The organism is Epibacterium sp. Ofav1-8, assembly GCF_022348185.1.
Lineage (GTDB): Bacteria > Pseudomonadota > Alphaproteobacteria > Rhodobacterales > Rhodobacteraceae > Epibacterium.
Window position 1 is genome coordinate 52,405 of the sequence record NZ_JAKRFD010000006.1, and the last position, 12,496, is coordinate 64,900.

General features: G+C 62.7%; 15 protein-coding genes. 9 read left to right on the plus strand and 6 right to left on the minus strand.

Annotation, left to right across the window (positions count from 1 at the left end):
• Positions 1-28: 28 nt before the first annotated feature.
• Complete coding sequence (gene map / locus MHM97_RS11185) at positions 29-844, minus strand: type I methionyl aminopeptidase (protein WP_239322446.1); 816 nt, start codon at positions 842-844, stop codon at positions 29-31.
• Between the two features lie 172 nt (positions 845-1,016).
• Here map and MHM97_RS11190 point away from each other — a divergent pair, with 172 nt between their 5' ends.
• A complete protein-coding gene (locus MHM97_RS11190; RefSeq protein ID WP_239322447.1) occupies positions 1,017-1,907 on the plus strand; it encodes a mechanosensitive ion channel family protein in 891 nt (296 codons plus the stop codon).
• A 9-nt stretch (positions 1,908-1,916) separates the two neighbouring features.
• Here MHM97_RS11190 and sfsA read toward each other — a convergent pair whose 3' ends face one another.
• Positions 1,917-2,615, minus strand: coding sequence for a DNA/RNA nuclease SfsA (gene sfsA, locus MHM97_RS11195; protein WP_239322448.1), 699 nt, complete (start codon positions 2,613-2,615; stop codon positions 1,917-1,919).
• A 123-nt stretch (positions 2,616-2,738) separates the two neighbouring features.
• On the opposite strand from sfsA, the gene MHM97_RS11200 reads away from it, so the two are divergent.
• From MHM97_RS11200 to MHM97_RS11215, 4 genes are read left to right on the plus strand one after another with little or no spacing between them, the layout of a single operon-like run.
• Positions 2,739-3,461: a competence/damage-inducible protein A gene (locus tag MHM97_RS11200; RefSeq protein WP_239322449.1), complete on the plus strand. Its 723-nt coding sequence runs from the start codon at positions 2,739-2,741 to the stop codon at positions 3,459-3,461.
• Complete coding sequence (locus tag MHM97_RS11205) at positions 3,458-4,183, plus strand: GNAT family N-acetyltransferase (RefSeq protein WP_239322450.1); 726 nt, start codon at positions 3,458-3,460, stop codon at positions 4,181-4,183. The genes MHM97_RS11200 and MHM97_RS11205 overlap by 4 nt, the downstream gene beginning before the upstream one ends.
• 21 nt (positions 4,184-4,204) lie before the next feature.
• Positions 4,205-4,777 carry a peroxidase-related enzyme gene (locus tag MHM97_RS11210; RefSeq protein WP_239322451.1) on the plus strand — a complete coding sequence of 191 codons (573 nt, stop codon included), beginning with the start codon at positions 4,205-4,207 and terminating at the stop codon, positions 4,775-4,777.
• Positions 4,774-5,832: an OmpA family protein gene (locus MHM97_RS11215; RefSeq protein WP_239322452.1), complete on the plus strand. Its 1,059-nt coding sequence runs from the start codon at positions 4,774-4,776 to the stop codon at positions 5,830-5,832. Before MHM97_RS11210 ends, MHM97_RS11215 begins: the two co-directional genes overlap by 4 nt.
• A gap of 7 nt (positions 5,833-5,839) precedes the next feature.
• Here MHM97_RS11215 and MHM97_RS11220 read toward each other — a convergent pair whose 3' ends face one another.
• Positions 5,840-6,442 carry a LysE family translocator gene (locus MHM97_RS11220; RefSeq protein WP_239322453.1) on the minus strand — a complete coding sequence of 201 codons (603 nt, stop codon included), beginning with the start codon at positions 6,440-6,442 and terminating at the stop codon, positions 5,840-5,842.
• A 199-nt stretch (positions 6,443-6,641) separates the two neighbouring features.
• Positions 6,642-7,547 carry a LysR family transcriptional regulator gene (locus MHM97_RS11225; protein WP_239322454.1) on the minus strand — a complete coding sequence of 302 codons (906 nt, stop codon included), beginning with the start codon at positions 7,545-7,547 and terminating at the stop codon, positions 6,642-6,644.
• Positions 7,548-7,756: 209 nt separating this feature from the next.
• Here MHM97_RS11225 and MHM97_RS11230 point away from each other — a divergent pair, with 209 nt between their 5' ends.
• Positions 7,757-8,092 (plus strand): NIPSNAP family protein, encoded by a 336-nt coding sequence (locus tag MHM97_RS11230; RefSeq protein ID WP_239322455.1) that lies wholly within the window; start codon positions 7,757-7,759, stop codon positions 8,090-8,092.
• On the plus strand, positions 8,089-8,433 hold the full coding sequence (locus MHM97_RS11235; RefSeq protein WP_239322456.1) for an antibiotic biosynthesis monooxygenase family protein: 345 nt from the start codon (positions 8,089-8,091) through the stop codon (positions 8,431-8,433). The genes MHM97_RS11230 and MHM97_RS11235 overlap by 4 nt, the downstream gene beginning before the upstream one ends.
• Positions 8,434-8,552: 119 nt before the next feature.
• Here MHM97_RS11235 and MHM97_RS11240 read toward each other — a convergent pair whose 3' ends face one another.
• Complete coding sequence (locus MHM97_RS11240; protein ID WP_239322457.1) at positions 8,553-9,113, minus strand: type 1 glutamine amidotransferase domain-containing protein; 561 nt, start codon at positions 9,111-9,113, stop codon at positions 8,553-8,555.
• Between the two features lie 126 nt (positions 9,114-9,239).
• On the minus strand, positions 9,240-11,267 hold the full coding sequence (locus MHM97_RS11245; RefSeq protein WP_239322458.1) for an NADPH-dependent 2,4-dienoyl-CoA reductase: 2,028 nt from the start codon (positions 11,265-11,267) through the stop codon (positions 9,240-9,242).
• A 216-nt stretch (positions 11,268-11,483) separates the two neighbouring features.
• On the opposite strand from MHM97_RS11245, the gene MHM97_RS11250 reads away from it, so the two are divergent.
• Positions 11,484-11,966 carry an RNA pyrophosphohydrolase gene (locus MHM97_RS11250; protein ID WP_239322663.1) on the plus strand — a complete coding sequence of 161 codons (483 nt, stop codon included), beginning with the start codon at positions 11,484-11,486 and terminating at the stop codon, positions 11,964-11,966.
• Positions 11,935-12,489, plus strand: coding sequence for a hypothetical protein (locus MHM97_RS11255; protein WP_239322459.1), 555 nt, complete (start codon positions 11,935-11,937; stop codon positions 12,487-12,489). The genes MHM97_RS11250 and MHM97_RS11255 overlap by 32 nt, the downstream gene beginning before the upstream one ends.
• The last annotated feature ends 7 nt before the right edge of the window (positions 12,490-12,496 follow it).

The window sequence follows — 12,496 nt, forward strand, 5'->3', positions numbered from 1 at the left end:
GTCTGCGCACAACCCGCCGGGGCAGGGATCAGTCCGTGTCGTATGTCGGATGGAACCGGCCGCTGGGCGACAGGGTAAAGATGTCGACCCCATCTGAGGTGACCCCCACCGAGTGCTCAAACTGTGCCGACAGGGATTTGTCACGGGTGACGGCGGTCCAGTCGTCTGCCAGCACCTTGGTTTCGGCGCGGCCGAGGTTCAGCATCGGTTCGATGGTGAAGAACATGCCCTCTTCCAGAACCGGACCCGTGCCGGGGCGACCATAGTGCAGGACGTTGGGCGGGGCGTGAAAGACCTGTCCGAGACCATGGCCGCAGAAATCGCGCACCACGCTCACGCGCTGGCTTTCGGCATAGGACTGGATCGCGTGGCCAATGTCGCCAAAGGTGTTGCCGGGTTTGACCACTTCGATGCCCTTCATCAGGGCGTCATGGGTGATCTGGATCAGACGCTCGGCCTTGCGGGGCAATTTTCCGGCCACATACATGCGGCTGGTGTCACCGAACCAGCCATCGACGATGACGGTGACGTCGATATTCAGAATATCGCCATCCTTCAGTTTCTTGTCGCCGGGGATGCCATGGCACACCACATGGTTGATCGAAATGCAGCTGGCGTGCTGGTAGCCCTTGTAGCCGATGGTCGCGGAGGTCGCACCGGCGTCCTCCACCATCTGGGTGATGATCCGGTCGATCTCGCCGGTGGTCTGACCGGGAAACACATGCGCGGCGATGTCGTCCAGAATCCGCGCCGCCAGGGCACCGGCTGCGTGCATGCCGGCAAAGTCGGCCTGCTCGTAGATGCGGATGCCATCCTTGGTGGTGCGGCCGTTCTTGGATCTCATCGGGGCATGCTCCGTCGCGTGTTCACAGGTCTCTCTGCCGCTATGTAAGCGTTTCTGACCCAAAGGGCCAGAGGGGGCGCTTCTGTCTGCGGGTGGGTTTTGGGGAACTTTCCCTTCTGACCGGCGTTTTCACGCTGAAAAGACGTGAATAGCAGGGATCAAGGAGCACCGCATGGAAAGCCTCGACAGTGTAATGCAGACCGAAATTTACAGCGGCAGGACGCTCGCCGATCTGGTGACGCTGGAGTTTCTTGCCAGCGTGTTGGGCAGCGTGGTCGCCGCTGCGCTCATCCTCTTTGTGGGGTTCATCCTGGGATCCTGGGCCAAGCGCCGTATCGTAGCCCTGAGCGACAGCCATGCGCGGTTGGACAAGACCCTGTTCCACTTCCTCGGAAACGTGGTGCGCTACTGCATTCTCGGCTTTGCGGTTCTGATTGTCCTGAACACCTTTGGCGTGCAGACCACCTCGATCATTGCGGCGATCGGTGCTGCGGGGCTGGCGATCGGTCTGGCGATGCAGGGTGCGCTGTCGAATGTGGCGGCAGGGGTGATGATCATCCTGTTCCGCCCGTTCAAATTGGGTGATTTCATTGACGTCAACGGCACCATGGGCACGGTCAAGGAAATTACCCTCAACAACACCGTCCTCGCCGACCTGTCGAACGTGAAGGTCATCATTCCCAATGCCGAGGTCTGGGGCAATACCATCTCCAACTATTCCGAATACCCCACCCGGCGCGCCGAATGGAGCTTTGGTGTCGGCTATGGCGCGAACCTCGCGGTGGCCGAGCGCACCATCCGCGACACCATCATGGCCGACGCACGCTCGCACAGCGATCCGGAGCCGTTCATTCAGGTCAGCACCCTCAATGACAGTTCGGTGGATTTCCTGGTGCGGGTCTGGGTCGATGCCGGTGACTATTTTCAGTACAAGGCCGACATGACCCGCAAGGTGAAAGAGGCACTGGATGCCGAAGGTGTGGATATCCCCTTCCCGACCCGCACCCTCATCCAGCCCGCGGCACCGGAGCCGGAGCCGGAGCCGCAGCAGGACGCAGCCTGAGACACGTGGTCAGCCCGCGAAGGGCTGGCCGACGTCCACGCCTTCGGGTGTGATGCGGGTGCCAATCACCAACCGTTCGACGCCGCGCTCGCGCGCCTCCTCAAAAGCGGCGGCATAGGTCGGGTCGATATCACCAGCCAGTGCGAAGCGATCACAATCCGTGCGCTGCACGAGATAGAGCATCACCGCCCGATGCCCGGCCGCCGCCATGTCGCCCAGTTCCCGCAGATGTTTCGCGCCGCGTGCGGTGACGCTGTCGGGAAACTCGGCCAGACCGGGCTGGCGCGACAGGGTCACGCTTTTGACCTCGACATAGCAATCAGGCAGGCCCTCGCCCGTCAGCAGGAAATCGATGCGGCTGTTCTGGCCGTATTTCACCTCTGCCCGCACGGTGGAATAGTCTGCAAGTGCGGCGATCTGACCTGCCTCCAGCGCCGCCTTCAGCGCCCGGTTCGGCACAGAGGTATCAACGCCGGTGAAATCGCCGCTGCCGTGTTCCACCAGGCGCCAGCCGAACTTCAGCTTTTTCTTCGGGTCGTCATTGGGCTCCAGCCAGATCCGCATCCCAGGCTCCGCCAGCCCCATCATGGAGCCCGGATTGGCGCAATGGGCCGTCACCTCGCGCCCGTCCTCCAGCCGGCAATCGGCGAGAAAGCGTTTGTAGCGTTTGATCAGTGTCGCGGGGATCAGGGGCGTGGCAAATCTCATGAGGCCAGCTGATGAGCCATAAACTGCCACCTGTCAAAGCCTGATCCGCAGGGAACTGCTTGCACCGGCCACGGGGGTGGCTATCCTTTTGCCAGACCCCGGAAATCCCACAGGAGACACGCCATGCCCAATCCCACCGCTGCCATGCTTGTGATCGGGGATGAAATCCTTTCGGGCCGCACGCGCGATGCCAATATGCACTACCTCGCGGGCGAGCTGACCAAGCATGGTGTTGACCTCAAAGAAGTGCGCGTGGTCAGCGATGACGCCCCTGCCATCGTCGCGGCGGTGCGTATTCTGTCCGAAAGCTACGACCATGTGTTCACTTCTGGCGGGATCGGGCCGACCCATGATGATATTACCGCCGATTGCATCGCCGAGGCCTTTGGCGCAGAAATCGACGTGCGTGCAGATGCCCGGGCGATCCTCGAGGAGCATTATGCCCGCACCGGTGCCGAGTTGAACGACGCCCGATTGCGCATGGCGCGTATCCCCGAAGGTGCTGAGCTGATCGACAACCCGGTGTCGCGGGCCCCGGGCTTCAGCCTGCGCAATGTCCATGTCATGGCGGGTGTGCCCGCAGTGTTTCAGGCCATGGTGGCGACAGTGCTGGCCACGCTGACCGGCGGCCAGCCCTTGCTGAGCCAGACCCTTCGGGTGGATCGGGGCGAAGGCGAGATTGCCGCCACACTCTCTGCCCTGGCAGAGAAATACGGCGACCTTTCCATCGGGTGCTACCCGTTTCAGAAAGACGGGGCGTTTGGCGCCAACGTGGTGGTGCGCGGCACGGACGGTATGCGCATCGATGCCGCCGTCACCGAATTGGCACGGGAGCTTGGTCTGTGAACCACAGCCCAACGGATCCGAAATACTACGACGTCGTGGAGGCCACCTGGCCTGCTTTGCGGCGGCGGCAGCTTGGGCCGGTCACCCTGCGTGAGGGCGGCGGTGGCGGCAGCCGTGTCTCTGCGGCTACCGTGGACGGATCGGTGACAGAGGCTCAGATCGCCAAAGCCGAAGCGGAGATGCAGGCCCTCGGCCAGTCGCGCCTGTTCATGATCCGCGATGGTCAGACCGATCTGGACACCCAACTCGCGGCGCTTGGATATGAGGTGATGGATCCGGTCAACCTCTGGTCCTGCGCGCCTGAGATCCTCACGGATGTGGAGATTCCGCGTGTCACCACGTTTTGTGTCTGGGAACCCTTGGCGATTCAGAACGAGATCTGGGACGCGGGTGGCATCGGCCCCGAGCGCCGCGCGGTGATGGAGCGTGCGACCTGCACCAAGACCAGCCTGCTCGGTCGGTGGGACGACAAACCTGCGGCGACCGCCTATGTCGGTTGCCACGACAGGACAGCAATGTTGCACGCGCTGGAGGTTCTGCCGCACCAGCGGCGCAAGGGGGTCGGGGTCTGGATGATGCGGCAAGCCGCCTATTGGGCCGCCGACCAGGGCGCAGAGGAATTGGTGGTCATTTGCACCCGTGCCAATGCCGGCGCCAACGCGCTCTATGCCAGCCTTGGTATGCGCGAGGTCGGCCAATACCACTATCGTATCAAACGCTGACGCCGGAGGAGGGCGCTGACGATGACCAAACTCAAGGAGCCGACCGCGCTCGACCTGCCGATGGCAGACCCGCTGCCGCCCGAGACGCAGAAGTATTTCGACATCTGCCAGGACAAGCTTGGCATGGTGCCAAACGTGCTCAAGGCCTATGCCTTCAACATCGAGAAGCTCAACGCCTTTACCGCGATGTACAATGATCTGATGCTGGGCGAGAGCAAGCTGTCAAAGCTGGAACGCGAAATGATCGCGGTGGTCGTCTCCTCGATCAACAAGTGTTTCTATTGCCTGGTGGCCCATGGTGCGGCGGTGCGGCAGTTGTCGGGCGATCCTGTGCTGGGGGAAATGCTGGTGATGAACTACCGTGTTGCGCCCGTTGATGCGCGTCAGCGCGCAATGCTGGATTTCGCCGCCAAGATGACCCGATCCAGCGCCGAGATCGAAGAAGCTGACCGTGAGGCTCTGCGGCACCACGGTTTTGATGACCGGGATATCTGGGACATCGCCAATGTGGCGGGGTTCTTCAATATGACCAACCGGGTCGCAAGCGCTACGGCCATGGCGCCCAACGCGGAGTATCACGGGCAGTGCCGGTGATCTTGTCACAGATGGCCTGGGTCGCGCGGCTCTTCCCGCGGGCGGTGCTGCTGCTGTGTGCGATCAGCGCAACCAGCGCCACGGCTGCTCCGATCACGGTCCCGTTGCCAGCGGGAGAGGAGTTGCTGCGAGAGCAGGAAACCCAGCTTGACACGCTGTTGTTGCCGGTTGGTCCGGTGGCGGGCGACGACGTGCCCGTCCGGGCACTGGAAGGGCGCATTTACAGACGCAGCTGGCGCTTGAACGGAGACTGGAGCGCGCTTCAGGTGCTGGCCCCGATCCGGAAAGCCTTGACGGAGCGCGGCTTCGAAGAGGTCTTTGCCTGCACCGCGGCGGCCTGCGGCGGTTTTGGCTTTCGGTTCGGGATCGAAGTGATCCCGGCACCGGATATGGCGGTGAACCTGTCGGACTATGAATTCCTGGCGGCGCAGCACCCGGAGAGCGGCGTGGCGGTTTCGCTTCTGGTGTCGCGCTCCGCGGGGTCGATTTATGTGCAGCTGCTGGAGCGTCACGACCCGGAGCAGTTGCTGCGACCATTGGCGCCGCCGGAGGGCGTTGGGGCGCCTTCCGGCACCGACGAGGCGGCAACGCCCACCAGCCTCGGGGAGGAAACCGCAACGCCATCGGGTCCGCAGGCGCTGCTGGCAGATGCGATCGCAAAGGGGGGGCGTCTGTCGACCGGAGCGATTGCCGACCTGATTGTTCTGCAAGGACATGTGCCGCTGCTCGATCTGGAATTTGCCTCCGGTTCGACCCGTATGGGAGAGGGGCCCTTCGACAGCCTGCGCCAGTTGGCGGCCTTCATGACGGAGCGTGAAAACGCCACCATTCTGCTCGTAGGGCATACGGATACGGTGGGTGGTCTCGACAGCAATATTGCCTTGTCCCGGCGGCGGGCGGCCAGCGTGCGTGAGCGGCTGATCTCGCGCTACGACATCGCGGGGGATCGCATCCAGGTGGCGGGCGCGGGCTATATGGCCCCCTTGGCGCCGAACACGACCGAAGCCGGGCGCGAGACCAATCGTCGGGTCGAGGCGGTTCTGGTCAGACCCTGAACCTTGCTCAATCCAGCAGCATCCAGAGCCCGACGCCCGCAAGCGTGACGGCAAAGCCGGTGTTGAGACAGCGCGCCTGGGCGGGGCTGGAAAACACGCGGGCAAGCCGATCCCCTGCCAAGGTCCAGATGGTAAAGGCCAAGAGGTTGTTCAACGTGAAGACTGTTGTAATCAAAAGCACCTGCCCGATGTGACCAGGGCCGACGGCCGGAAGCCGGGCAGGGTCGAGGAACTGGCTGAACATCAAGGCGATGATGACATAGGCCTTGGGGTTGAACAGCAGCAGGACCACACCATCCACAAAGCGGACGTCGGTCGCCGTATGCCTGTGACGCAACCGACTGCTGCGTGCGAACCGCCATGCGATCCAAAGAATGTACCCCCCGCCCAACAGCTTGACTGCGGCAAAGATGGCGGGATGTTGCGCAAGCGTTGCGAGGCTGCCCAGACCGATGGCGAGCGTCACGCCCCAGGTGGCGAGGTGGTAGCCCACCGAGGCCGCAACGGTTGCTCTGGCACCAAACTGCGCCCCCGCGGCCGCAAAATACAGGTTTCCAGGGCCCGGGCTATAGGCCAGTGGCAGAAGAAACATCAGCAAGGCAAAGATCATCGGCGTGTCCATCGAGGCGGTTCTGCACCGGAGATGTGTCAGGCACAGCGCCTTGCAGCGACCCGAATGTTGCGCATTGGCGTGTCGGGCTGAACAAAAGCCCCCTGCAGAATATGCAAGGGGCAGTCGAGGGAAGTGTGGATCGCCTTGAAACGAAGGTAGAGCCGGGTGCCGAGCGGGGGCACCCTTGGCAAAGCGCCTACCAGGTTTCCATGCCCTTTTCCGCAAAGGCATGGGCGAGAAAATCAATGAAGGCGCGGACCTTGGGTTGCGTAAACCGTCCCGGTGGATAGACGGCATAGACGCCGAGCGTCTCGACCGGGAGGGAGGGCATCACGTCCTCGACCAGACCTTCGGCCTTGGCCTCGGCGTAGAGGTAGCTCGGCAGATAGGCGATCCCGAGCCCCGATATGGCGGCGTTCAGCAGGGATTGCCCGTCATTGACCGAGAGCCAGCCGGTCGAGCGCACCTGGCGTTTTTCGCCCGAGGGCGCGGTCAGTTTCCAGACGTTGCCGCTGGACTGGTTGGAATAATGCAGCAGTTTGTGCGCATTGAGGTCGTCGATCTTTTGCGGGCGGCCGAATTTCTCCAGGTAGCCGGGCGACGCGACCATGCGTTTGGTGGTCTCGGTCAGTTTGCGGGCCCGAAGGCTGCTGTCCTCCAGTTCGCCAATACGCACGGCCATGTCGAACCCTTCGGAAATCAACTCCACGAAGCGGTTGTTGAGCACCATATTGACGGTGATATCGGGAAAATCGCGCAGGAAATCGGACAGGACCGGCGACAGGTGGTTGACGCCGAAATCCGTCGCAACCGAGATCCGCAACAGGCCGGATGGGGCCGTTTGCATCGATGTCACCAATGCGTCGGCCTCGCCAGCGTCGTTCAGCACCCGTCGTGCGCGGTCGTAGTAGGCCAGGCCGATTTCCGTCGGCGACACCCGGCGCGTGGTGCGGTTCAACAATCGCGCACCCAGGCGGGCTTCGAGGCTGGAGACATGTTTGGAAACGGCAGATTTGGAGATGCCCATCTTCTTGGCTGCGTCCGTGAACCCGCCTTGATCCACCACATTGGCGAAGGCTTCCATCTCGGTCAGTCGGTCCATTTCGCATTCCTCATCGCACGTTCTGTCTCTTGCCCTTCCTGCGGGGCAAATCGGGCAAGATCGGGGCGGGCTTGGGATAATTGCGGGGTTTTCGCCGGATCGTTCGTGGTCAGGAAACAGGGGCGCGCGGGATATTTCGATGCGCGCCGAAGCATCGCCGCGGCGGGACGTGTCAGGACGGGCAAGCACTGAACACAAAGGACCCTGCGATGTTGACCTGCATCATCCGGTATCAGATCGATCCGACGAAACATGCCCAATTCCGCCAATATGCCCAGACCTGGGGGCAGGCCATTCCGCGCAATGGTGCCGATCTGTTCGGCTATTTCGCGCCGCATGAAGGCTCTTCGACACTGGCCTATGGGATTTATTCCATCCCGTCTTTGGCGGCATATGAGGCCTATCGCGCCCGTTTGGCGGCGGATCCGCTGGGACGTCAGAACTATGAATTTGCCCAGAAGGAGAAGTTCATCCTGCGTGAGGACCGCACCTGGCTTACACTGGCCTCGACACCGCATGGGCCCGGAGGGAGGGAGGAACGATGATCGCTGTAATCTTTGAGGTGACACCCGCACAGGGGATGAAAGAGGCCTATCTGGACCACGCGGCCACGCTGCGCCCATTGTTCGAAGGGATCGAAGGTTTCATATCGGTGGAGCGGTTTGAAAGCCTGACAACGCCGGGCAAGCTGTTGTCACTGTCCTTCTGGACGGATGAAGCGGCGTTGAGCCGATGGCGGCAGATGGAGAAGCACCGCATTGCGCAGGCACAAGGCCGCAATGGCTATTTTGAGGATTATCGCCTGCGCGTGGCCGGCGTGATCCGCGACTACGGAATGTCGGAGCGTGAGGAGGCCCCGGACGACAGCCGCGCGCGACACGATTGAACCTCGCAAATGCGCGCGCGGAAGCGCTGTGGTGCGTTTGGGGCGGTTGCGGTGCTGGGGGAGGGGGCAGCATCTGCGGGGGCGGTGTGTCCCACCCCCGCAGCAGGCTGATGACGGCGTTACGCGGCTTTGCGCTGGTGACGGCCTTCCTCGATCTCTTCGACGATTTTTGCAACAAAGGCCTCAAGGTCGTCAGGCTGGCGGCTGGTGACGATACCCTGGTCCGCCACTGCCTCAGCATCGACCCAATTGGCGCCTGCATTGATGATGTCGGTCCTGATGGAGCCGTAAGAGGTCATGTCGCGATCCTTCACGATCCCCGCCTCGGCCAGCACCCACGGCGCGTGGCACACGGCTGCGATCACCTTGCCCTCGTTGTGGAAATCCTTGACGAGGGAGATCACGTTCTCCTCAACCCTCAGCAGGTCCGGGTTGATCTGACCGCCGGGAATGACCAGCGCGTCATAGTCGAAGGCGTTGACGTCTGCGACCTTCCGATCCGCTTCGGCCTCGCCGTTCCAGTCCGGGCCTTCCCAGCCGCGGATCTTTTGCCCGTCGAGCGTGGCCACATGCACGGTTGCGCCCTTGGCGCGCAACGCGTCGCGCGGGACTTCGAGTTCGGATTTTTCGTAGCCGTGGGTTGAGATGATGAGGACTTTTGCGTCGGAAATCTTCGGCATCTTCTGTCCTTTCCTGTCTGTTGCCTTGAATGATCGCCTTGTGGCGACCGGCTCAAACAGGAAACGAAAACCCCGCCACGGATGTTCCGGACGGGGTTTTCGCAGCCAGGGTCACGTCGCGTCAGGTCAGAGTGTTGCCGCCAGCCGTGTGCCCTGATTGATGGCGCGTTTGGCGTCCAGTTCCGCAGCCACATCTGCTCCGCCAATTACATGGGCGGTGATCCCGGCCTCGGCCAGTTGGTCGGCCAGGGACCGTTCGCTGACCTGCCCGGCACAGAGAACAATGGTGTCGGCCTCGATCACGGTGGGGGTGTCGCGCGCCTCGCCAAAGCTGACATGCAGCCCCGCGTCGTCGATCCGCTCGTAGTTCACGCCGCCGACAAACTCCACGTCCTTCATCTTTAGCGTGGCACGATGAATCCACCCTGTCGTCTTGCCCAGCCGCTTGCCGTGGCGCTCGGCCTTGCGCTGCAAGAGCGTCACCTGCCGCGCCGGTGCTTCGGGTTGCGGCCCTTCGGGCGCCAGGCCCGCGCGATGTTCGCCCGGATCGGTCACGCCCCATTCGCGCATCCACAGGGGCAGGCTTTCGGTCGGGCTGTCACCTTCGTGCAGGAGGTATTCCGCGACATCAAATCCGATACCCCCGGCACCGATCACGGCGACCTTGTCCCCCACCTGCACCTTGTGACGCAGCACATCGATGTAGCTGACGACAGAGCCGTGATCCTGCCCCGGAATGCCGGGATCGCGGGGCACGACGCCGGTGGCAACAATGACCTCGTCAAAACCCGCGAGATCCGCAACGCCCACGCGGCGGCCCAATTGCACCGAGATGCCCGCCTTGGCAATCATGGTACGATACCAGTCGACGAGACCCCAGAATTCCTCCTTGCCGGGGATCTGCTTGGCCATGTTGAGCTGGCCGCCAATTTCCTCTGCAGCGTCGAACAGCGTCACGGCGTGGCCGCGTTCCGCAGCAGCCAGCGCGGTCGACAGGCCCGCGGGGCCGGCCCCGACGATCGCCACGGTCTTTGTGTGGTCTGCCGGGGAGAGCACCAGTTCGGTTTCGTGACAGGCGCGCGGGTTCACCAGGCAGGAGGTCAGCTTGCCGCCGAATGTATGATCAAGGCAGGCCTGGTTGCAGGCGATACACGGGGCGATTTCTGCCGCGCGCCCCTCTGCGGCCTTGGCGACGAACTCTGCGTCCGCCAGCATCGGGCGCGCCATCGACACCATATCGGCACAGCCCTGCGCCAGAACAGCTTCGGCGACCTCGGGAGTGTTGATCCGATTCGAGGTGATGACGGGGATCGAAACATGCCCCATCAATTTTTGCGTGACCCAGGCAAAGGCTGCACGCGGCACCGAAGTGGCGATGGTGGGAATGCGGGCCTCGTGCCAGCCGATGCCGGTATTGATAATCGTCGCCCCTGCGGTTTCGACCGCCTTGGCCAGTTGTACCACCTCGTCAAAGGTCGATCCGTCGGGCACCAGGTCGATCATCGACAGACGGTAGATCAGGATGAACTCCTCCCCCACGGCCTCCCGCACCCGGCGTACCACTTCGACCGGCAGGCGCATGCGGTTTTCGTAGGTGCCGCCCCATCGGTCGGTGCGCTTGTTGGTGTGGGTGACGAGGAACTGGTTCAGGAAGTAACCTTCCGAGCCCATGATCTCGACCCCGTCGTAGCCAGCCTCTTGTGCCAGACGCGCGGCGGTCACGATGTCGGAAATCTGTTTCTCGATGCCCTCTTCGTCCAGTTCCGTCGGCGGAAACGGAGAAATCGGGGATTTGATCGGGCTGGGGGCGACGCATTTCGGCCCATAGGCATAGCGGCCCGCGTGCAGGATCTGCATCGCGATCTTGCCGCCGGCCTCATGCACGGCCTTGGTCACGACGGAATGGTTGGTGACGTCCTGTTCCGTCGTCATCATCGCCGCGCCCGGCAGCACGGAACCTTCGAGGTTCGGACCAATGCCGCCTGTCACCATCAGCGCCACACCGCCCCGGGCGCGGGCGGCATAGAATTCGCCTACCCGGTCCCAGTCACGGGTCTCTTCCAGGCCCGTATGCATGGAGCCCATCAGTACCCGGTTCTTCAAGGTGGTGAAGCCCAGATCTAGCGGGGCCAGCAGATGTGGGTACGCAGCCATGACACTCTCCCTCCATGTCCTTCGTCGCGTCCCCGTGCGGGGCGCTCTTGCGGCGCAGGATCGCCCGGCGGCTCGGGATTGTCACCTCCATACGCGGCGTCACCCCCTTGCGTGCCCCCGCGGCACGCGGTCTAAGAGAGGGCAGACGGTTAGGCACAGGCGTGAGGCCACAGGAACAGCATGAGCAAAAAGACCAAGAAGCCCGCTCCAAAGGCAATGACCCCTGACGAAATCGCGGGTTTGCCCTATCGCCCCAACGTGGGGGTGATGATGATAAACGGGGACGGGGCGGTCTGGGTTGGCCAGCGGATGGATCGGCACAAGGACGCGTGGCAGATGCCGCAGGGCGGGATCGACAAAGGGGAGGATGCCCGCCTCGCCGCGCTCCGTGAACTGGAAGAGGAAACCGGCGTTACCCCGGATCTGGTCGAGATCATCGCAGAAAGCGACGGCTGGCTGCCCTATGATCTGCCGCATGAGGTGGTGCCTCATTTCTGGGGTGGCAAATACCGCGGGCAGGAACAGAAGTGGTTTCTGCTGCGGTTCACCGGACGCGACGACCAGATCAATATCGCAACCAAGGATCCCGAGTTCTCTGCCTGGTGCTGGCAGCCGGTGGAGGAACTGGTGGACAAGGTTGTCCCCTTCAAGAAGGAGGTCTATGCGCGTGTCGTCGAGGAATTCAAAGCCTATTTGTAATGCCGTCTTTGTCGCAGGGCTGACGCTGGCGATGGCGACCCAGGCCTCTGCGCTCAGTTGCTTGCCGATGGGACCGGGGGATGTCTATCGGATCGTATCCGAAAGCGAGGACCCCTTTGTCGTGATCGAGGGGCGTGTGAGCTTTGATGAAGCACTCCTGCCGCGCTACTCTGAAGCTGCGCCGCGCGCGACCGAACAGCCGACCGAGATCCCGGCACAGGTCACGGGGCTGATGCTGGGAGAACGGATCTTCGACCAGTCCGTCGACGGGCAAATCACGCTGGAAGTCCATTGTTTGGGGTCATGGTGCGGAAGCCTGGTGTCCGGCACACGCTATTTGTTCTTTGCCCGGCAGACCGACGAGCGGGTCGTGGCGGTTGTCGAACCCTGTGGCGGCTTCTTCTTTGCGGCAGAGGATGGAAGCGCCGGGGATACGGTCCTGCAATGCCACCGGGGTGGGGTCTGCCCCTCGCAGCTGCCCGAGAGCCTGGACGGGGCGGTGTCACCTCTGGCCGACGACTGACGCCAGA